The organism is Streptomyces sp. WM6386 (genome assembly GCF_000972385.1).
Classification (GTDB): Bacteria; Actinomycetota; Actinomycetes; order Streptomycetales; family Streptomycetaceae; genus Streptomyces.
Map to the genome: position 1 here is coordinate 1 of NZ_JXTE01000107.1, position 18,448 is coordinate 18,448.

Consider the following 18,448-nt stretch of genomic DNA (forward strand, 5'->3'; position numbering starts at 1 on the left):
GGGACGGGGAGGCGCTGGTGCGGGACGGGGAGGGGGACGGGCTCGCGGAGGCGGAGGGCGACGGAGGCGCCGAAGGCGGTGGGGCCGAGGGCGTGGTGGGGGACTGGGACGCCGGTCCCGCTGTCGGTGACGCGTCCGGGACGCTCGCCCGTACCTCCTGCGGCAACGCTCCGTTCCGGGTGGGCGTGTCGTACGAGAACAGTCCGCTCGCCAGCCCGGCCGCCGCGATCACCGCGACGAGCCCGCCCGCCGCGCCCAGCAGGACCGTGCGGCGGGGGCGGGGGCCCGGTTCGTCGTCGAAGTCGTCGAAGCCCGTGAGGCCGTCGACGTCGGTGAGGCCGGCGGCCTCGTCCTCCCGTCCCGCCCCCTCGAACAGGCTCAGGTCCCTCGTGCTGGGTGCCGGGCCCGGCACGGCACGCAACGGCATCGTCACGTCGGCCGCCCCGGTCGCCGCTCCCGGTGCCGCCCCGGCCGACGCCTCCCCCTCCAGCTCCACATAGGGACGTATGCGCAACGGATCAAAATCCTCCGCCGCGGCCGCCTCCGCCGTACGCGCATCGCGCAGGGCGTCGGACGCCCGTTGTGTGCACCCGCACGACGGCGTGTTGTCGGTTCCTCTCGGTGCCCCGCACTCCGGGCACAGATGGCCGTTCGATTCCGCCATGTGTTCGTCCCTCCCTTCGCGAACTCCAGAGATTATGCAGACCCCCTTCACACTCCCGACCCATAAGCCCCCGGAATACCGGCTTCCACCAGGACTCAACAGGCCATAAACGGTCACACCGACCACGATGGAGATGTAACGAGACCTTCGGGAGGTCTTCATGGCCGCGGATGCGGACGGTATGACGGGGGATGTGCGAGACCCTCGAGACCGAGCAGGGGACCAAGCCGGGGACGGAACACCCGGCCAGACGCCCGGCGCGGTACGAGGCCAGGCGCAGGACCCCCACGTGTCCGGCAATGTCCTCGTCTCGATCGGCGCCCTGCTCCTCGGCATGCTGCTCGCCGCCCTGGACCAGACCATCGTCTCCACCGCGCTGCCCACGATCGTCAGCGACCTCGGCGGCCTGGAGCACCTGTCGTGGGTGGTCACCGCGTATCTGCTCGCCTCGACCGCCGCGACCCCGCTGTGGGGCAAGCTCGGCGACCAGTACGGCCGGAAGAAGCTGTTCCAGACCGCGATCGTGATCTTCCTGATCGGCTCGGCGCTGTGCGGCATGGCGCAGAACATGCCGCAGCTGATCGCGTTCCGGGCGCTCCAGGGCCTCGGCGGCGGCGGGCTCATGGTGCTGTCGATGGCGATCGTCGGCGACATCGTCTCGCCGCGCGAACGCGGGCGGTACCAGGGACTGTTCGGCGCGGTCTTCGGGGCGACCAGTGTCCTCGGCCCGCTCCTCGGCGGGCTGTTCACCGAGCACCTCAGCTGGCGCTGGGTCTTCTACATCAACCTTCCCGTGGGCGTCGTGGCCCTCGCCGTCATCGCCACCGCGCTGCGCATCCCGCGCAAGGCGACACAGCACGTCATCGACTACCTCGGCACCTTCCTCATCGCCTCCGTCGCGACCTGCCTGGTCCTGGTGGCGTCCCTCGGCGGCACCACCTGGGGCTGGGGCTCCCCGCAGATCATCGGCCTGGCGGTGCTCGGCGTCGTACTCGCCGTGGCCTTCGTCGCCGTGGAACGCAGAGCGGCCGAACCCGTCCTCCCGCTCAAGCTCTTCCGCATCCGCACGTTCACGCTCTCCGCGGTCATCAGCTTCATCGTGGGCTTCGCGATGTTCGGCGCGATGACGTACCTGCCGACGTTCCTCCAGGTCGTGCAGGGCGTCAGCCCGACCATGTCCGGTGTGCACATGCTGCCGATGGTGGCCGGAATGCTGCTGTCGTCGACCGCGTCCGGGCAGATCGTCAGCCGTACCGGACGCTGGAAGGTGTTCCCGGTCGCGGGCACCGGGGTCACCACCCTCGGTCTGCTCCTGCTCCACCGACTGGACGAGAACAGCTCGACCGGGGAGATGAGCACCTACTTCTTCGTGTTCGGTCTGGGCCTGGGCCTGGTGATGCAGGTACTGGTCCTCATCGTGCAGAACGCGGTCTCGTACGAGGATCTGGGCGTCGCCACCTCCGGCGCGACCTTCTTCCGGTCCATCGGAGCCTCCTTCGGCGTCGCCATCTTCGGCACGGTCTTCGCGAACCGCCTCGGCGACAAGCTCACCGCCGCCTTCCACGGCGCCGACCTCCCGCCGGGCGCCTCGGTGGACGCGCTGGAGTCCGACCCGCGTGGCATCACCGAGCTGCCGGGCGCGCTCCAGCCGCCCGCGGTGCACGCCTACGCCTCGTCCATCACCGACGTCTTCCTGTACGCCGCGCCGGTCGCGCTCGTCGGCTTCGTGCTGGCCTGGTTCCTCAAGGAGGACCGGCTGCGCGGCTCGGTCAGGGCGCCGGACCTCACCGAGACGCTCGCCAGCAATCCGGTGCAACGGTCGTCGTACGACGAGGTGTGCCGGGCGCTGTCGGTGCTCGGTACGCGGGAGGGGCGGCGGGAGATCTACCGGACGATCACCGAACGGGCGGGGTACGACCTGCTCCCCGGCGCGAGCTGGCTACTGCTGCGGATCAAGAAGTACGGCTGGGTGGAGCCGGCCCTCCTTGCCGAACGCAGCTCCGTTCCGCTGCACGTCATCATGGCCGCCGCCCGCCAGGTCGAGGAACGGCGCCTGGCCCGCCGCGACGGCCTCGACCTCATCCTCACCGACACCGGCCACGAGGTCGCCGACCGCCTCGCCCAGGCCCGCGAGGAGTCCCTCGCGGAGCTCCTCGGCGACTGGTGGGGCCCGGACCGCCCGACGGACCTGGACCGCCTCGTGAAGGACCTCAACACCGAACTCTGCGGCTCGGACCGCGAACAACCCCACAACGGTTCGACGACAGGCCTCGGTTGACCCCCCTCCACGACCGTCGGCCTCGTGACGAACCGCCCCCTACAGCCTCTTGGCGAACCAGTGCTCCGCGTACTGGTTGTCGTTGTACGGCTCGGTCTCCTCATAGCCCAGGCGCGCGTACAGGGCACGCGCCTCCACGAGGTCGTTCCGGGTGTCGAGGATCAGGCGGGCGGCGCCCAGAGCGCGGGCGGAGTCCTCGGCGGCGCGGACGAGGATCGGGGCGCCGCCCTTGCCGCGCAGTTCCTCGCGGACGTACACCCGCTTCAGCTCGGCGGTGTCCGCGTCCAGGAGGCGTACGCCCGCGGTGCCGGCGGGCTCACCGTCGTACCGGGCCACCAGCAGCCGCCCTTTCGGCGGGGTGAGCGCGGACCAGTCCGCACGGGCGACCTCCCGCTCCAGCTCCTCCGGCTCGGTGCGCCGCCCCTCGTGCAGGAGGTAGTAGCGGTCGCTGACCTCCGTGTAGTACGCCCGCCAGAGCGCGGCGGCGACGGGGGAGTCGTAGGTCTCGGGGGCCACGGTCCAGGAAGTCATGCGGCCCATTCTCGGGATGTGCTCCATGCCGGCCGCAAGCGAATTACCGGCGGTTTGAGGGGCCCACGCAGGGTTACCCGGTAGCCATGTCAACAGGCCTGATCATCGCTCTGATCGTGATCGTTGTGGCCGTCATTGCCGTGGCGGCCGTTCTTGCCCGGCGTGCCCGGGGGCCGCAGCGCGGCCGGAGCCTGAAGCGGCGCTTCGGGCCCGAGTACGACCGGACCCTGGCCCTGCACGACGGGGACCCACAGGCTGCCGAGCGGGAGCTCGCCGAACGTGTCGAGCGACACGGTTCGCTGCGCGAGCGGCCGCTGGAGCCGGCACAGCGCCAGCAGTACGAGGCCCGCTGGACGGCCGCCCAGGAGCGCTTCGTCGATTCGCCGCGGGAGGCCGTGGCCGAGGCGGACCGGCTGCTCGCCGACCTCGCCGGGGTCAAGGGGTTCCCGGACGGCGGGCAGTACGACGAGCAGCTCGCCGCACTGTCCGTGCACCACGCGGACCATGTGCACGGCTACCGGCGTGTGCACCAAGCCGCCCATCTGCGCGGGAGTGAGACCCAGGACGGCGCCCGGACCGGCACCGAGGAGATGCGCGAGGCCATGGTCGAGGCCCGGTCCCTGTTCGAGGACCTGGTGGGCCACAACGGCCACAACGGCCGGCACGGGGACTCGACCCGGCCCGCCGAGCGGGCGCAGAACGCACCCGAGCACGAGGAATCCGACGGCGGGAGCCGACCTGCCCGCACCGACAGCCGCGGCCACCTGCCGTGGGCATCCACCCGGCGTCACGCGAAGGGGAGTTGAGTGACATGACGGACGCGACGACCGGCCAGGGCGCCGACGGCGCACGGCGCGGCGAGAAGACGGCGGGCGACGGCCCGGCAGGGCGTGCCTATGTGACGGGCGGCCAGTCGAACGCCCCCCAGGGCGACCGCTCCAAGGGCTCCCAGGGCCAGGAGAGCGCCCCTCTCGTGGCGGGCCACGACACCCGCGACACCTCCGCCGCCGAGCGGACCGACACGGGCGACGGCTCGCGGTCACCCCTCGTCGCCGGTCCCGCCGGCCACGAGGCGGCGGCCAAGGACCACGACACGGCGACCCGGGCGGCCAAGGGCGATGGTTCCCCTCGCGGTCGGCTGCTCCCGCACGACGAGTGCGACAAGCTCTCGCTGCGGCTCCAGCACGCGGTCGCCGGGTTCGTCGACGGGCCCCGGAACGCCGTCGAGGAGGCCGACCACGTGATGGAGGAGGTCGCCTCCCGCGTCACGGACGCCCTGACCCAGCGTCGCCGCACCCTGCGCACCTCCTGGCAGGACGGCGAGGACAAGCACGCGAACGCCGGTGACACCGAGCAGCTCCGCCTCGCCCTGCGCGACTACCGCGAGCTGGCGGACCGGCTACTACACCTCTGACCCGCCCGCCGCAGCGCGGCGCTCCCGCCACTGCCGTACGACGTCCTCGACGTCGTACGGCTTCTTTCCGAGCGGGGGGCCGGGCGGCGGCCTGAACATCATCTCGCGGATCTTGACGTTGACGTCCGTGATCAGTTTCCGGACGATCCGCTCCGAAGGTGCCGCGAACGCGGCGGCGAGGGTGTCCTCGGCCTCCTTGCGCAGGGCCAGTGCGGGCGGCAGCACGGCGAGACCCTCGCGGGCCATCTTGCGCCTGATCCACCAGAGTTCGTCGTACGGGGTGTCGAGATCGGCGGGCAGGGGCTCGCCCACGCCGGGGAGTCGGTCGAAGTCGCCGCGGCCCTGCGCGTCTTGGATCTGCTTGTCGACCCAGGACTCGAACGGGACGCCAGGTGGCTTTCGCTCGGTCATGAGTCCATTGTGCCGGACGCGGAATGGCCGGGCGATTTATCATGCGGCCGCTGTGCAAGCACAATTGCACAGGGACACTTCAGCAACTGCACAAGGGAGCGCACGTGCTCGAACTCACCATGGCCGCCGTATCCGCGGCGGAGGAGGGTGCCACGGCCGGCATGCAGATGGCCGACGCGCCCAGTGATCCGGGCGCCGTGCTGCGAGTGGGCCGCGACAAGTCCGTGTGCCGTCTCTCGACGCCCGACGACTGGCTGTTCGTCTCCCGGGTCCATCTGGAGTTCCTGTGCGGCCCCGAGGGCGGCTGGCAGGTCACCTGGCTCCAGGGCTCGCAGCCCGAACCGTCCTCCGAGGTGCACCTGGTGGTCGGCCAGTACGCGCAGCCGCTCGTCTACGGCGGGACCATCCCGCTGCCCAGGGGCGGCAACGGCGAGATCGTCATCCGGGACCGCACCGCCCCCCGTACCGTCAACGTGGGTTTCTACCACGAGGCTTGATCCTCACGGGCCCCGCAGCGGGGCTACGCCAGCACCCGCGCCAGCGCGAAGCCGTCGTAGCCCTTGCTGCCCACCGTCTGGATCGCCGTGCCGTTCAACCTCGGGTGGGAACCGATCAGTTCGATCGCGGCCCGGGTCCCGGTGACGTCCGGGGTGGCGCTGTCGGAGTCGGCGACGCGGCCCCCGCGGACGACGTTGTCGACGATGATCAGGCTGCCCGGGCGGGTCAGCTTGAGCGCCCACTCCAGGTAGTGCGGGTTGTTGTCCTTGTCGGCGTCGATGAAGACGAGGTCGAAGGGGGCGAGAGCCTCGTCGGCCAGCCGGGGCAGCGACTCCAGGGCCGGGCCGACCCGGATCTCGACGAGCTTGTCGAGGCCGGCCCGCGCGATGTTGCGGGTCGCGACCTCGGCGTGCCGGGGGCTGTACTCCAGCGAGACCAGCCGGCCGTCGGCGGGCAGCGCGCGGGCGAGCCAGATGGTGCTGTAGCCGCCGAGGGTGCCGATCTCCAGGATGTTCCTGGCGCCCTGGATCTCGGCGAGCAGCCGGAGCAGCTTGCCCTGCGGGGCGCTGACGGCGATCTGCGGGAGTCCGGCCTCCTCGCTCGCGCGCAGGGCGGCGGACAGCGCCTCGTCGTCGGGTGCGAGCTGGGCGGTGAAGTAGTCGTCGACGTCGTTCCAGATCTTCGGCTCGCTCATGCGATCTGTGCCTTTCGTATGGCTAGGTGACCGGTGGGGGTGGCTGTAGCGGCTTCGGTGGGATCACCGGGCGCCGGGAGCGCCGTACGGCGAGCAGGACCGCGGCCGTGACGACCAGCGCGAAAGAGCCGACGACCGTCAGCAGCCAGGCCGGGACCCCGGCCACCTTCCGCAGCCGGTCCTCGTAGATCACCTGCTGGAACGTGGTGTCGGACGCTGTCCGGCGCAGCAGGTGGTCGGCGTCGATCAGGGCCGGGGCCGGGAACTCCTGGCCCACGGCGGTCAGGAACGGTGTGCCCCGCGCCAGCTCGGCGAGCGGGCCGGACTTCGCGGTCACCCGGCCGGCGAAGGTGACCCGGGGCCGCTCCCCGCCGATCTCGGAGGCGGGCTCCATGCGGTGCGGGGCCAGGACGTACAGGCCCAGCGACTGCGGGGTCCGCGCGAGGCGGGACAGCCGCATCGGGTAGACCGGCTCGTCGGCGGAGAAGGAGAGGTGCAGCGGGTCCAGGGCGCCGCGCAGGGCGGTGCCGGAGGTCTCGGGGGCCAGCCGCACCGCCACGTACTCCCAGCGGTCCCGCACGTAGGGCTCGAGTGCGGTGGTGAGGCGGGGCGGGAGGTCGAAGCCGTTGGTGTTCAGCCAGCTGCCCAGCGCGTCCGGGTCGGTGGCGGTCAGCCGGGCCACGTCGAAGGGGCCGAGCTTCTGGCGGCCGACCACGCCCACGGGCGGCTCGGCGCCGACCCCGGCGCCCGGTGGTGGTGCGCCGGTCTCGGGGCCGCCGTCGCCGGAGACGAGCGGCCAGTCGCCGTCCTGGGGCCAGAAGTGGTGGCGCGTGCGGTGCACCGGCGCGGTGACCGCGTCCAGCTCGTCGAAGAGGGCCGGATCGCCGAGCTTGACGGTCGCCCTGCGGGGTACCGGCATGACCCAGGCGGCCCGGTCGCTGTCGCCGTCCACCGTCAGCCGCATCACGATCTGTTCCCGGGTGCCGTCCCAGCGCACGACGGACACCTCGCGCGACACGCCGACCCGCCGGGCGGTGTCCGGGATCAGGGCGCCGCAGCCGCACGCGTAGGCCGGGGCGACGAGCGAGCCGATCTGGATGGCGAGCAGTGCCACGACGACCGAGAGCACGCGCCGACGAGCCCGCCCTCGTAGGAAACCGACCATGTCCCCCAGACCCCTCCGCCGTACCGTCGACGACTTCAGACGGTAGTACGGCGGGAGCATACGGTTCCGTTCCGTCCGGCGCCGTAAGTGATCCACGTCGCGCCCGGCAAAGCGGAGCGACCGGCACCGGACTATCGTCATTCGGACAAAAGCATGACGGACGTCAGGTGGCGCGGGGGCAGCCTGCGTCTCTCTCCGGGGGTGATGCGAGCCTTGATTAAGGTTCGCAAAGCAGCCCTCACGCATCCAATGCGTGGGAAAACGGGGCGGGAGGCCTACGAGGCGTGGCGAATGCGGAACACAGCGGAGCGACAGACGCCGAGACGGTGCGGGCACGCCTGCGCGTGGCCCGCCTGGGACTGTGGCTGATCGCCGCGATACTCGCCGTCCGACAGGTGGCCGTCGTCCTGAACACCCCCGACGGCGAGCGGCTGACCGATCTGGAGACCTGGGTCGGCCCGGACGGCGTCCTGCATGTGAAGGGCTCGCTGTACGACTCGACCCTGTTCACCGGTACCCCTTTCGGGGGGCTTGTTCTGAAGCCGTTGACACGTGCCGCCGAGCAGGCTCTCGGCTGGGGCTGGACCTTCGGCACGCTGCTCCTGGTCGCCGCTCTCGGCCTTGTCGCCGCGCGGGCACTTCCTCACCCGGTGAACAGACGTACGTCGCTGCTGGCCGCGCCGGTCGCGATCAGCCTGCTGATGCTGTCGCTGCCGGTCCGCAACACGCTGTACCTCGGCCAGACGAGCATCATGCCGGTGCTCCTGGTGCTGTTGGGCTGCTTCGCCGTCCGCGGACAACGAGCGGGCGGCGTACTGATCGGCGTGGCCGCCGCGCTCCAGCCGACGGTGCTGCTGTTCGCGCCGCTGCTGTGGTTCACGGGCCGGCGCCTGGCCGGGCTGTCGGCCGGCGTGACGTTCGCCGCGTGCACGGCCCTCGCGTGGCTGGCGTTGCCGCACGACTCGTACACCTACTGGGTCCACCACGTGGCGGGCACGGGGCTCGGCGGCGCGGCGGACGGCCTCGCCAACCAGTCGCTGCACGGCGCGCTGCTGAGGGCGGGCCTGTCCGGGCCGCTGGAGATCGCGCTGTTCCTGGTGCTGGGCGCGGCGGTGGCGGTGCTGGCCCTGCGCCGGGCGGTGCGCTACGCCCACGACGGACAGTTGCTCCTCGCGGTCGCGATCACGGGCTGCGCGGCGATCCTGATCTCGCCGACGACCTGGCAGCACCAGCTGCTGTGGGTGCTGCTCGCGGTGGTCGGGCGGGTCGGGAGGCGGGCGTCGGACCGGTATGTGTGGCCGGTGGCCGTGGTGCTGGTGATGACGCTGCCGGCGAAGATGATGCTGCCGAACATGTCGTCGCTGTACCCCCTGCGCGACAACATCGTGCTGCTGGCGGCCCTCGCGGCGGCGACCGTGATCCCGTTCCTGTCCCGCACCTCGCAGTACTACCAGGCCCCGATCCCCGCGGAGTACGCCGAGCCGGTCCCGACCCGCTTCCGGCGGGTGCCGCTGCTGCCGTTCCTGAAGCGGGTGCTGAACCGCCCGAACCTGCTCCTCGAACTCCTGCTGATCCGGGTGACGTACGCGGCCTACCAGAAGGTGCGGCTGGCGGCGACGGGCGGCAGCAACTCCGAGGGCCGGGCGCGAGCGGAAGCACACGGGCAGCAGATCCTCGATCTGGAGCGCCTGCTGCACATCGACATCGAGCACTGGGCCAACCACGCGGTGGTCAAGGTCGCCTGGCTGCGCGACTTCTTCGACTTCTACTACACGTCCTTCCACTTCGTGGTGCCGCTGTCGGTGCTGGCGGTCCTGTACTGGCGCCGCCCGGTGGACTACCGCTGGGCCCGCGCGGCGCTGGGCTTCGCGACCCTGCTGGCCCTGGTCGGCTTCTGGCTCTACCCGCTGGCCCCGCCCCGGCTCATGCCGGCACTGGGCGTCATCGACACGGTCCACGGCGTCCAGGACTTCTCCGAGCCGGACTACGGCACCCTGACCGCCCTGACGAACCAGTACGCCGCGATGCCGTCCCTGCACTTCGGCTGGTCGCTGTGGTGCGGTCTGGTCATCGCGATCGTCGCCCCGAAGTGGTGGCTCAAGGCCCTGGGCCTGCTGCACCCGCTGTTCACGGTGACGGCGATCGTGGCGACGGGCAACCACTGGGTCCTGGACGCGGTGGGCGGCGCGCTGGCGGTGGGCGGCGGCTTCGGGCTGGCCTGCCTGTTCCAGGGGCCGCGGGCGCGTACGACGGTGACGGTGGCGGCGGGCGCCGAGGAGGAACCCGTGGCGGCGGGCCTCGGGGGAGGCAGGAGCGGGGCGTAGGGATGGGGGTGCTGCCTGCCTCCCCCGGGGGTTCGGACGGGCCGGCGGCGCCGGGAAGCCGCCGGCCCGAGTCGGCGGTGTCAGCCGACGCTGACCTGGAGCTCCTTGACGCCGTTGATCCAGGCGCTGCGGAGGCGGCGGGGGTCGCCGGTGAGGTGGAGGCCGGGCATGGCGTCGGCTATGGCGTTGAAGATCAGGTTGATCTCCATGACGGCCAGGGACTTGCCGAGGCAGAAGTGCGGGCCGCCGCCTCCGAAGCCGAGGTGGGGGTTGGGGTCGCGGGTGATGTCGAAGGTGTCCGGGTTCTCGAAGACGTCCGGGTCGTGGTTGGCCGAGGCGTAGAAGATGCCGACCCGGTCGCCCTGCTTGATCTTCTTTCCGCCCAGCTCCGTGTCCTGCGTCGCCGTGCGCTGGAAGCTGACCACCGGGGTCGCCCAGCGGACGATCTCCTCCGCGGTCGTCGCCGGGCGCTCGCGCTTGAACAGGTCCCACTGGTCGGGGTGGGTGAGGAAGGCGTGCATGCCGTGGCTGATCGCGTTGCGGGTGGTCTCGTTGCCCGCGACCGCGAGGGCCAGGACGAACATGCCGAACTCGTCCGAGCCCAGGTTGCCCTCGTCCTCCGCCGCCACCAGCGTGGTCACGATGTCCTTCGCCGGGCACTTCTTGCGGTCGGCGGCCATGTTCATGGCGTAGGCGATGACCTCCATCGCCGCCTCCTGGCCGACCTCCTCGGTGATCGCGTACTCGGGATCGTCGTAGGAGATCATCCGGTTCGACCACTCGAAGATCTTGAGGCGGTCCTCCTGCGGGATGCCGATCAGCTCGGCGATGGCCTGGAGGGGGAGTTCGCAGGCGACCTGGGTGACGAAGTCGAAGGAGCCCTCCTGGGCGAGGGCGCTCTGGACGATGCCCTGCGCCCGGGCGCGCAGGGTGTCCTCCAGCGCCCGGATCGAGCGCGGGGTGAAGCCGCGCTGGACGATCTGGCGGACACGGGTGTGCTCGGGCGGGTCCATGTTGAGGATGATCAGCCGCTGGGCGTCGATGGCGTCGCGCTCGATGTGCTCGTTGAAGCGGATGATCGCCGTGTTGAGCATGGAGGAGAAGATCTCCGGGTGCGTGGAGACGAACTTGACGTCCTCGTGGCGGGTGACGGCCCAGTAGCCCTCGTCCTGGAAACCGGCGACGTTGTCCGACTGGGCGATCCAGTGGACCGGTTCCGTCCGGCGTAGCTCGGCGAACTCCGGTAGCGGTACGCGCTGTTGCAGCAGGTCGGGATCGGTGAGGTCGAACCCGTCGGGGAGCGCTGGACAGGTCATGGGCAGCTCCAGCCGTGTTCCGGCAGACTTCTGACGGTCCATCAGTTTGTGTCGTGAACGTAGTAACCGGTTCTAGAAGTAGCAAGAGGCGTGCACGACTCTTGCGGTGATGGACTCCGTGTCAGCAGACTGCCTGTGGAACTAGAACACGTACTAGTTCCGCGTGGCGGGCCGGGCCGGGACGCCCCCGCGCCGCGCGGGTACGGAGGAGAGGAACTCCCCATGGCCGCGGAACCCGTGATCGTCGAAGCCGTACGCACCCCCATCGGCAGGCGCGGCGGCGCGCTCGCCAACCTCCACCCCGCCTATCTTCTGGGCGAGACCTACCGTGAACTCCTCGGCCGCACCGGCATCCCCGCCGACTGCGTCGAGCAGATCGTCGGCGGCACGGTGACCCACGCCGGCGAGCAGTCCATGAACCCCGCGCGCACGGCCTGGCTGACGATGGGCCTGCCGTACGAGACGGCGGCGACGACCGTCGACTGCCAGTGCGGCTCCTCGCAGCAGGCCTCGCACATGACGGCGAACCTGATCGCGGCGGGCGTCATCGACGTCGGTATCTCCTGCGGCGTCGAGGCGATGTCGCGGGTGCCGCTCGGGTCCGGATCCAAGCACGGGCCGGGCAAGCCGTTCCCCGACGAGTGGAACGTGGACCTTCCCAACCAGTTCGAGGCGGCGGAGCGGATCGCCCGCCATCGGGGGCTGACGAGGGAGAACGTCGACTCGCTGGGCCTCATCTCGCAGGAGCGTGCCGCTGCCGCGTGGAGCGAGGAACGCTTCAAGCGCGAGACGTTCGCCGTGCAGGTGCCGACCACGGAGGACGAACAGCAGGCCGGGCAGGGCATGTGGCGGCTGGTGGACCGGGACGAGGGTCTGCGCGACACCTCCATGGAGGCGCTGGCGGGCCTGAAGTCCGTCATGCCCACCGCCATCCACACGGCGGGCAACTCCTCCCAGATCAGCGACGGCGCGGCGGCGATCATGTGGGCCTCGAAGCGGATGGCGCGCGCGCTGAAGCTACGTCCGCGCGCCCGGATCGTCGCCCAGGCGCTGGTCGGCTCCGACCCGCACTTCCACCTCGACGGACCGATCGACGCGACCAAGGCGGTGCTCGGGAAGGCCGGGATGTCCCTCAAGGACATCGACCTCGTCGAGATCAACGAGGCCTTCGCGTCCGTGGTGCTGAGCTGGGCGCAGGTCTTCGAGCAGGACCTGGAGAAGGTGAACGTGAACGGCGGCGCGATCGCGCTCGGGCACCCGGTGGGCGCGACCGGCGCCCGGCTCATCGCCACCGCGCTGCATGAACTGGAGCGTGTGGACAAGGAGTTCGCGCTGGTGACGATGTGTGCGGGGGGCGGCCTCGCCACCGGCACGATCATCCAGCGGATATAGGCTCGACCGGTTGACGTGGCCTGATCAACTTGCCCGATGTTTCTCAACCTCATCCTCCGCGTCCTGCCCTTCTACCTCCGCGAACCGCTGGTCATCGGCATCTGCCTCACCATGGCCGGTGCGTGCTTCTACTGGTTCGTCCAGGTAGGGGGCTTGGGCAGGGGCGGCTTCGGGCTGCTGTTCCTGGCGATCGCCGTCCTGCGTGCGTATCTCTTCCGCAAGGAGTGGAGAGCGCACCAGGCGGCGAAGGCGGGGGGTGTCGTCAGACCGCAGGTGTAGCGCCGCTCCAGGAGACGAAGTGGTGGAAGGCGGCGGGGGTGATGGTGAGGACCGGTCCCGTCGGGTTCTTTGAGTCGCGGATGGCGATGGTGGGGGGTGCTTCGGCGATCTCTACGCAGTCGCCGCCTTGGTCGCCGCTGTGCGTGGACTTGCGCCAGGCGAGTTGGCCGCGCGGGGCGCACTCGCCGCCCTGGTCGCCGCTGTAGCTGGACTTACGCCACTCAGTCTGGCTCTCCATAGCGTTCCTCCATGACTCGCCGCATCAGCTCCGCCGAGTCCTTCAAGGAGAGCGCGGCGGCCCGCAGATGATCGTAACGGAGCGAGCAGTCCTTGACAGTGTCCGGGTTCGCGGTCGGATGTCCGCTGCCGTACCCCTCGGTGTAGACGATGGTCGGATCGCCAGCGAAGCGGAAGAGGGTGAACGTGCCTGTCAGTCCTGCGTGGGCTCCAGCCGAAAACGGCAGTACTTGAATATTGATTTGGGGGTTGTCGTCGAAGTCCAACAGGTGGGCCAGTTGGCCGCGCATGGTTCTCCGGCCGCCGATCTCCTGGTAGAGCGACGCCTCACTGATCACCGTCCAGAAGACAGGCGGCTCCGCCTTGTCGAAGAGGCGCTGGCGGGCCAGTCGTACGGCGGTGCGGTCGTCGAGGTCAGTCCGGTTCAGTGTGCCGAGTGTGGCGCGTGCATAGGCGCTGGTCTGCAGGAGGCCATGGATCATAGTGGCCTGGAAGGTGCAGATCTCCGTCGCTCGCGCCTCCAGCTCGGCAACCTGCCTGAACCACGCCGGGAGTTGACCCCGCAGCACCAGGTCGACCAGCCGCGACAGCAGTCCGTCCGACCCCAACGCCGCATCCGCTCGAGAACGACGACTGGTCCGCGTCCTCGGGCTGACCCGGCCGATGAGTTTCCCCCGCCGCCGCGGTCATCACTGTCGGTAGATGCGAGGAGGAGGTGTCCGCGATGGGCGGATCGGTGGCGCAGGAAGCGTTGGAGCGGCTGGGGGTGCTGGTCGGGGAGTGGGCGGTGGAGGCCGATCTTCCCGGGGCGGACGGGCCTCCGGCGCGGTGTGTGTTCGCGTGGGATCTGGACGGGCGGTTTCTGGTGCAGCGGACCGAGATCCCGGTCGAGGGGGCGCCGGACAGCATGGCGATCATCGCCGTGGATCCGGAGTCGGGGGCGTACACGTACCACTACTTCGACACGCGCGGTGTCGTACGGACGTATGCGATGAGCTTCGACGGCGAGGAGTGGCGGCTGCTGCGTGAGACGGCGGACTTCTCGGCGCTGTCCTTCCGGCAGCGGTTCGTCGGGCGGGTGGAAGGTGATGTCATCGGCGGTGCCTGGGAGCTGGCCAAGGACGAATCGGCGCCTTGGGAACGGGACTTCGGGCTCGTCTACCGGAGGAGTCGGTGATGGGGCGCGGTGAGATCGCGCGGGGGATCGTCGACGGGATCCGGTACATGGTGCTGGCCACCGCCGACGCGGACGGGCGGCCGTGGAGTTCGCCGGTCTACTTCGCGCACGAGGGGTATCGGGAGTTCTTCTGGGTGTCCTCGCCGGAGGTCACCCATTCACGGAACATCGCGGTACGGCCCGAGGTGGGGATCTCGGTCTTCGACTCGTCGGTGGCGATCAGTACCGGGCAGGCGGTGTACATGGACGGTGCGGCCGAGGAGGTCGTGGACGACGCGGCGGCCGAGCATGCGCTGGAGGTCTTCTCCCGGCGTTCCGTGGAGCACGGGGGGCGGGTCTGGACCCTCGACGACGTGCGGGGTGACTCAGGGATCAGGCTGTACCGGGCGGTGGCCGACGGTCACTCGATGCTGGCCAAGGACGGCAGGCCGGATCACCGGGTGCCCGTCGACCCGCTGCGGCCGTGACGGGGGCGGCCGGCCCGGGCCAGGTGAGGTCGTAAGGGAGGGGTCCGCGGGACGTCGTAGGAATGCTCTGGCACCCGGAGTCCCCGCCTCAACCCCATACGGGCTCCCGCATATCGTCTCCGCATGGGGAACGAGATGGAGACCGTCTGCCGGGTCTGTGGCCATGACGGCTACGAGGTGTTCTGGGAGGGCGGCTGGCCCACGGCGGAGATCTGCTCGTGCTGCGGCAACGAGTCCGATATCGGGGACGACAGCGTCCTGAGCCTGCGGGGCTACCGCGGCTACTGGGTGGGGCAGGGCGCCCCGTGGCGCAGTCCGTCGGCGGAGCGCAGGCGTAAGAGCGACGGCTGGGATCTGCTGCGGCAGCTGGCGAACATTCCGCCGCAGTGGCGCTGAGCCGGTCCGTCGACAGGAACGGCTCCTACTCCCGCCCCGACGCCACCACCGCCAGCACTCCCACCAGTACGGCCGTGACCAGCAGCGGGATGCCCAGCCCGTGGTGGAGCACCAGCCACGCCCCGAGCGCGGCGCCCACCACCATCGCGACGACCGCGGCCGAACGGCGGGGAGAGCGCGTCCCCGGCCCGCCGCCCGCGCGGGAGTCCGCGGCGAGGCCGGTCAGGGTCATGGTGAGGACGGTGGTCGTGATGTCGGGGACGCCGAGTCTGCGGACCGTGGCGTTGCGCAGGCCCATCGCGAAGGCCGTGACCGCGATCAGGGTGTAGACGGTGGCCGTGTCGTCGGGTGCGACGAAGGCGACCACCGCGGACGCGCCCAGCAGGACCGCCTCCGCGGCGAGGGTGAGACGGGCCCACCTGCGGCGGGAGCCACGTCCGAGACGTACGGCGATCCGGCCGCCCGCGGCCGCGCCCACCACGAACGCGGCGAGCGACGTCACGGTGTGCGGCACCGAGAACCCGGGGGCACCGGCCGCGGCGAAGCCCAGCACGACCACGTTGCCGGTCATGTTCGCGGTGAAGACGTGCCCGAGGCCGAGATAACTGACGGCATCGATGAGTCCGCTGACCAGGGTCAGCGCGAGCAGTACCGGCACCAGGCGGAGCCCGCGGTCCTCGGGGGCGGACTCCGCGGACTCCTCAGTCTCTGTGCTCACCGGCCCAGTGGACCATGAGCGCTCCTCCTGGACGACGAGAACGGCGGCCCCCTCGTGGAGGGGGCCGCCGTTCTCGTACGTCAGTCTGCTGTCAGTCGGCTCAGTACCAGCCGTTGGCCTGCCAGAACGCCCAGGCGCCGGTCGGGCTGCCGTAGCGCTCGTTCATGTACTTCAGGCCCCACTCGATCTGGGTCTCGGCGCTGGTCTTCCAGTCGGAGCCGGCGGAGGCCATCTTGGAGCCGGGCAGGGCCTGGACCAGGCCGTAGGCGCCGGAGGAGGCGTTGGTGGCGTCGACGTCCCAGCCGCTCTCGTGCTCGACGATCTTGCTGAACGCGTTGTACTGGGCGGCGTTCGGGATCATCTGATGCGCGATGGACTTGGCCTGGGCGGCCGAGGAGGTCGTGGCCGCCTGAGCGGGCGCCGCGGTCAGCACCAGACCGGCGGTGGCGGCGGCCATCGCGACAGTGGTGATGGCCTTCTTCGGGGAAGCGATGCGGCGAACGATGCGGGAGACGGACACGGAGAACCTTTTCTTCGGGGACAGGGAGTCGCGGGTATGTCGTGGCCGTGTTGAGCGGCTCTGACATGCGTTGGCGCCGAGGCCCGTGGGGCGGGTCGGCGCCGTGCGACGTTGTCCAGAGAAACAGGCTTGGAGCCCGTCCGCAATGACCCCTTTTGCTAGTTGTGGTCGTATGTGGGGCGAGAGGGGTCGGTGTGACCTGGCTCTCAAAGTGCAGGTCAGAGGCCGTTATGGCGTGTACATGGCGTCCGAAATGTACTACTAGGCCGATTAGTTCGTGATGTGGGTCATGTGGGGTGCTTCACCGCTCAACGAGGCTCGAACGTGACCGCGGTCTCGAAGGCCGCCCGCCGGGTGGCTCTGCGTAGCGCCCTGAGCACGGCCGGACCGAGCAGGAAGGTCAGCACGACCGTGCACACCGCCCGGCCCAGGTCCCAGCCGAGGGACGTGGCCAGGCAGTAGGCGACGAAACGGGCCAGGTTCTCGGGGACCGGGTCCCCGGGGACGAAGGCGATGTTCGAGGCCAGCGCGCCCATGAAGGGCCAGCCCGCGAGGTTCAGAGCCGTGCCGTAGGCGAAGGCAGCCAGGAAGCCGTACAGGGCGAGCAGCCGCAGCTCCCCCCGCCCCCGGACCCGGCCCGGCAGCAGGCCCGCGCCCATCGTGAACCAGCCCATCGCCATCATCTGGAACGGCATCCACGGGCCCACTCCGCCCGTCAGCAGCGCCGAGGCGAACATCGTCGTCGAGCCGAGCGCGAACCCGAACCCGGGGCCGAGCACCCGGCCGCTCAGCACCATCAGGAAGAACATCGGCTCGATCCCGGCGGTCCCGGCGCCGACCGGCCGCAGCGCGGCGCCGGTCGCGGCCAGCACGCCCATCATCGCCACCGCCTTCGGACCCAGCCCCGCCTCCGAGATCGCCGCCCCGACCACGGCGACCAGCAGCAGCAACAGCCCCGCGAACAGCCACGGCGCGTCCTGGGTGTGCGTCCCGACCTGCGAGGTGGGCGGCGCGAGAAACGGCCACCCGAAGGCGACGACACCGACCGCCCCGGCGAGGGCGAGGGCGGCGAGGGAGCGGGGGCCGAGGTGGATGACCTTCACGGACTTCATGCGAGGCCCCCCTCGGGGTCGTCTTTGGTGTCCACTTCGGTGTCCTCCTGGAACGCCTCCCGTATCTGCGTCACCGTGAGCCACTTCTGCGGGGCCAGGATCTTGCTGACCTGGGGGGCGAAGGACGGGGAGGCCACGACGACGTCCGCTGCCGGGCCGTCCGCGATCACCTCCCCGTCGGCGAGCAGGACGACCCGGTGGGCGATCTCGGCGGCCAGTTCCACGTCGTGCGTGGCCAGCACGATGGCGTGGCCCTCGGCGGCGAGCGACTTGAGGAGCGTGACCAGCCGGGCCTTCGCCGCGTAGTCCAGTCCGCGGGTCGGTTCGTCGAGGAGGAGCAGGGGAGGGCGGGCGGTGAGCACGACGGCCAGGGCGAGCGCGAGCCGCTGGCCTTCGGAGAGGTCGCGGGGGTGGGTGTCGTCGCTCACACCCGGGAGGAGCTCGGAGACGAGGGTGCGGCAGGTGCGGGGTGCTGCGCCGGCGTCGGTGTCGGCGGCCTCGCATTCCGCGGCGACGGTGTCGGTGTAGAGGAGGTCGCGTGGTTCCTGGGGGACGAGGCCCACGCGGCGGACCAGGTCCTTGGGGGCGGTGAGATGGGGCACGACCCCGCCCGTGCGAACGGTGCCGGTGGTGGGTTGGACCAGGCCTACGAGCGTGTTGAGGAGGGTGGATTTGCCGGCGCCGTTGCGGCCCATGAGGGCGATGGTCTCGCCGGGGGTGATGGTGAGGGTGACGTTTCTGAGGGCTTGGGTGTGGGCTCGGCGGACCGAGAGGGCTTGGACTTCGGCGGTGTGGGGGGATGGAGGGAGGGGGGTGGGGGTGCGGGTGAACCAGCGGCGGCGGGTGGGGGCGGCG

20 protein-coding genes and 2 pseudogenes are annotated in these 18,448 nt (G+C 70.7%); 10 read left to right on the forward strand and 12 right to left on the reverse strand.

What is annotated here, in order from left to right; genetic code table 11:
* Positions 1 to 514: pseudogene (locus TN53_RS38140) on the reverse strand (peptidoglycan-binding protein); the annotation flags it as partial.
* Positions 515 to 824: 310 nt separating this feature from the next.
* Between TN53_RS38140 and TN53_RS38145 the strand changes: the two are divergent.
* The gene (locus TN53_RS38145; RefSeq protein ID WP_095046955.1) at positions 825 to 2,942 is read left to right on the forward strand and encodes an MDR family MFS transporter; all 2,118 of its coding nucleotides are present in this window, start codon (positions 825 to 827) and stop codon (positions 2,940 to 2,942) included.
* Positions 2,943 to 2,981: 39 nt separating this feature from the next.
* On the opposite strand, the gene TN53_RS38150 is transcribed toward TN53_RS38145, so the two are convergent.
* Entirely contained in the window at positions 2,982 to 3,482 is a 501-nt protein-coding gene (locus TN53_RS38150) for a GNAT family N-acetyltransferase (RefSeq protein WP_046263434.1), read from the reverse strand.
* Positions 3,483 to 3,559: 77 nt separating this feature from the next.
* On the opposite strand from TN53_RS38150, the gene TN53_RS38155 reads away from it, so the two are divergent.
* Together TN53_RS38155 and TN53_RS44500 are read left to right on the forward strand one after the other, a co-directional pair.
* Complete coding sequence (locus TN53_RS38155; RefSeq protein ID WP_046263435.1) at positions 3,560 to 4,279, forward strand: hypothetical protein; 720 nt, start codon at positions 3,560 to 3,562, stop codon at positions 4,277 to 4,279.
* A gap of 5 nt (positions 4,280 to 4,284) precedes the next feature.
* The gene (locus TN53_RS44500; protein WP_046263436.1) at positions 4,285 to 4,887 is read left to right on the forward strand and encodes a hypothetical protein; all 603 of its coding nucleotides are present in this window, start codon (positions 4,285 to 4,287) and stop codon (positions 4,885 to 4,887) included.
* Here the strand turns inward: TN53_RS44500 and TN53_RS38165 are convergent.
* Positions 4,876 to 5,298: a DUF1992 domain-containing protein gene (locus tag TN53_RS38165; protein ID WP_046263437.1), complete on the reverse strand. Its 423-nt coding sequence runs from the start codon at positions 5,296 to 5,298 to the stop codon at positions 4,876 to 4,878. The two genes, TN53_RS44500 and TN53_RS38165, sit on opposite strands and share 12 nt — an antisense overlap.
* Positions 5,299 to 5,402: 104 nt before the next feature.
* On the opposite strand from TN53_RS38165, the gene TN53_RS38170 reads away from it, so the two are divergent.
* Entirely contained in the window at positions 5,403 to 5,795 is a 393-nt protein-coding gene (locus tag TN53_RS38170) for an FHA domain-containing protein (RefSeq protein ID WP_046263438.1), read from the forward strand.
* Positions 5,796 to 5,818: 23 nt separating this feature from the next.
* Here TN53_RS38170 and TN53_RS38175 read toward each other — a convergent pair whose 3' ends face one another.
* Both TN53_RS38175 and TN53_RS38180 read right to left on the reverse strand, forming a co-directional pair.
* The gene (locus TN53_RS38175; RefSeq protein WP_046263439.1) at positions 5,819 to 6,490 is read right to left on the reverse strand and encodes an O-methyltransferase; all 672 of its coding nucleotides are present in this window, start codon (positions 6,488 to 6,490) and stop codon (positions 5,819 to 5,821) included.
* A gap of 22 nt (positions 6,491 to 6,512) precedes the next feature.
* Positions 6,513 to 7,655 carry a DUF2330 domain-containing protein gene (locus tag TN53_RS38180; protein WP_046263453.1) on the reverse strand — a complete coding sequence of 381 codons (1,143 nt, stop codon included), beginning with the start codon at positions 7,653 to 7,655 and terminating at the stop codon, positions 6,513 to 6,515.
* Positions 7,656 to 7,939: 284 nt separating this feature from the next.
* Here TN53_RS38180 and TN53_RS38185 point away from each other — a divergent pair, with 284 nt between their 5' ends.
* Complete coding sequence (locus TN53_RS38185; protein WP_046263440.1) at positions 7,940 to 9,979, forward strand: bifunctional glycosyltransferase 87/phosphatase PAP2 family protein; 2,040 nt, start codon at positions 7,940 to 7,942, stop codon at positions 9,977 to 9,979.
* Between the two features lie 80 nt (positions 9,980 to 10,059).
* Here TN53_RS38185 and TN53_RS38190 read toward each other — a convergent pair whose 3' ends face one another.
* Positions 10,060 to 11,295 carry a cytochrome P450 gene (locus TN53_RS38190; RefSeq protein ID WP_046263441.1) on the reverse strand — a complete coding sequence of 412 codons (1,236 nt, stop codon included), beginning with the start codon at positions 11,293 to 11,295 and terminating at the stop codon, positions 10,060 to 10,062.
* Positions 11,296 to 11,517: 222 nt separating this feature from the next.
* Here TN53_RS38190 and TN53_RS38195 point away from each other — a divergent pair, with 222 nt between their 5' ends.
* Both TN53_RS38195 and TN53_RS38200 read left to right on the forward strand, forming a co-directional pair.
* The gene (locus TN53_RS38195; protein WP_046263442.1) at positions 11,518 to 12,687 is read left to right on the forward strand and encodes a steroid 3-ketoacyl-CoA thiolase; all 1,170 of its coding nucleotides are present in this window, start codon (positions 11,518 to 11,520) and stop codon (positions 12,685 to 12,687) included.
* 36 nt (positions 12,688 to 12,723) lie between these two features.
* Positions 12,724 to 12,966 (forward strand): hypothetical protein, encoded by a 243-nt coding sequence (locus tag TN53_RS38200; protein WP_046263443.1) that lies wholly within the window; start codon positions 12,724 to 12,726, stop codon positions 12,964 to 12,966.
* Here the strand turns inward: TN53_RS38200 and TN53_RS38205 are convergent.
* Together TN53_RS38205 and TN53_RS38210 are read right to left on the reverse strand one after the other, a co-directional pair.
* Complete coding sequence (locus TN53_RS38205) at positions 12,950 to 13,204, reverse strand: DUF397 domain-containing protein (protein ID WP_046263444.1); 255 nt, start codon at positions 13,202 to 13,204, stop codon at positions 12,950 to 12,952. The genes TN53_RS38200 and TN53_RS38205 overlap by 17 nt on opposite strands.
* A pseudogene (locus tag TN53_RS38210) lies at positions 13,188 to 13,826 on the reverse strand (DUF5753 domain-containing protein); the annotation flags it as partial. The gene TN53_RS38205 and the pseudogene TN53_RS38210, both read right to left, overlap by 17 nt.
* Positions 13,827 to 13,927: 101 nt before the next feature.
* Here TN53_RS38210 and TN53_RS38215 point away from each other — a divergent pair.
* The 3 genes from TN53_RS38215 (at position 13,928) to TN53_RS38225 (ending at position 15,243) form a co-directional block, all read left to right on the forward strand.
* A complete protein-coding gene (locus TN53_RS38215; protein WP_046263445.1) occupies positions 13,928 to 14,380 on the forward strand; it encodes a hypothetical protein in 453 nt (150 codons plus the stop codon).
* Positions 14,380 to 14,847 carry a pyridoxamine 5'-phosphate oxidase family protein gene (locus TN53_RS38220; RefSeq protein ID WP_046263446.1) on the forward strand — a complete coding sequence of 156 codons (468 nt, stop codon included), beginning with the start codon at positions 14,380 to 14,382 and terminating at the stop codon, positions 14,845 to 14,847. The genes TN53_RS38215 and TN53_RS38220 overlap by 1 nt, the downstream gene beginning before the upstream one ends.
* A gap of 123 nt (positions 14,848 to 14,970) precedes the next feature.
* Positions 14,971 to 15,243 carry a hypothetical protein gene (locus tag TN53_RS38225; protein ID WP_046263447.1) on the forward strand — a complete coding sequence of 91 codons (273 nt, stop codon included), beginning with the start codon at positions 14,971 to 14,973 and terminating at the stop codon, positions 15,241 to 15,243.
* 25 nt (positions 15,244 to 15,268) lie between these two features.
* Here TN53_RS38225 and TN53_RS38230 read toward each other — a convergent pair whose 3' ends face one another.
* From TN53_RS38230 to TN53_RS38245, 4 genes are all read right to left on the reverse strand, one after another.
* A complete protein-coding gene (locus TN53_RS38230; protein ID WP_046263448.1) occupies positions 15,269 to 15,961 on the reverse strand; it encodes a YoaK family protein in 693 nt (230 codons plus the stop codon).
* A 100-nt stretch (positions 15,962 to 16,061) separates the two neighbouring features.
* Complete coding sequence (locus TN53_RS38235) at positions 16,062 to 16,481, reverse strand: transglycosylase SLT domain-containing protein (protein ID WP_046263449.1); 420 nt, start codon at positions 16,479 to 16,481, stop codon at positions 16,062 to 16,064.
* Between the two features lie 308 nt (positions 16,482 to 16,789).
* A complete protein-coding gene (locus TN53_RS38240; RefSeq protein ID WP_046263450.1) occupies positions 16,790 to 17,593 on the reverse strand; it encodes an ECF transporter S component in 804 nt (267 codons plus the stop codon).
* Positions 17,590 to 18,448 (reverse strand): ATP-binding cassette domain-containing protein (locus TN53_RS38245; protein WP_046263451.1); only part of this gene is annotated, 859 nt, incomplete at its 5' end. The genes TN53_RS38245 and TN53_RS38240, both read right to left, overlap by 4 nt.

Bases quoted from the DNA above. Each gene is read 5' to 3' on its own strand.
- TN53_RS38145 (WP_095046955.1), top strand. From the start codon at position 825: ATGGCCGCGGATGCGGACGGTATGACGGGGGATGTGCGAGACCCTCGA.
- TN53_RS38150 (WP_046263434.1), bottom strand. From the start codon at position 3,482: ATGGGCCGCATGACTTCCTGGACCGTGGCCCCCGAGACCTACGACTCC.
- TN53_RS38155 (WP_046263435.1), top strand. From the start codon at position 3,560: ATGTCAACAGGCCTGATCATCGCTCTGATCGTGATCGTTGTGGCCGTC.
- TN53_RS44500 (WP_046263436.1), top strand. From the start codon at position 4,285: ATGACGGACGCGACGACCGGCCAGGGCGCCGACGGCGCACGGCGCGGC.
- TN53_RS38165 (WP_046263437.1), bottom strand. From the start codon at position 5,298: ATGACCGAGCGAAAGCCACCTGGCGTCCCGTTCGAGTCCTGGGTCGAC.
- TN53_RS38175 (WP_046263439.1), bottom strand. From the start codon at position 6,490: ATGAGCGAGCCGAAGATCTGGAACGACGTCGACGACTACTTCACCGCC.
- TN53_RS38180 (WP_046263453.1), bottom strand. From the start codon at position 7,655: ATGGTCGGTTTCCTACGAGGGCGGGCTCGTCGGCGCGTGCTCTCGGTC.
- TN53_RS38190 (WP_046263441.1), bottom strand. From the start codon at position 11,295: ATGACCTGTCCAGCGCTCCCCGACGGGTTCGACCTCACCGATCCCGAC.
- TN53_RS38195 (WP_046263442.1), top strand. From the start codon at position 11,518: ATGGCCGCGGAACCCGTGATCGTCGAAGCCGTACGCACCCCCATCGGC.
- TN53_RS38200 (WP_046263443.1), top strand. From the start codon at position 12,724: ATGTTTCTCAACCTCATCCTCCGCGTCCTGCCCTTCTACCTCCGCGAA.
- TN53_RS38205 (WP_046263444.1), bottom strand. From the start codon at position 13,204: ATGGAGAGCCAGACTGAGTGGCGTAAGTCCAGCTACAGCGGCGACCAG.
- TN53_RS38215 (WP_046263445.1), top strand. From the start codon at position 13,928: ATGGGCGGATCGGTGGCGCAGGAAGCGTTGGAGCGGCTGGGGGTGCTG.
- TN53_RS38220 (WP_046263446.1), top strand. From the start codon at position 14,380: ATGGGGCGCGGTGAGATCGCGCGGGGGATCGTCGACGGGATCCGGTAC.
- TN53_RS38225 (WP_046263447.1), top strand. From the start codon at position 14,971: ATGGGGAACGAGATGGAGACCGTCTGCCGGGTCTGTGGCCATGACGGC.
- TN53_RS38240 (WP_046263450.1), bottom strand. From the start codon at position 17,593: ATGAAGTCCGTGAAGGTCATCCACCTCGGCCCCCGCTCCCTCGCCGCC.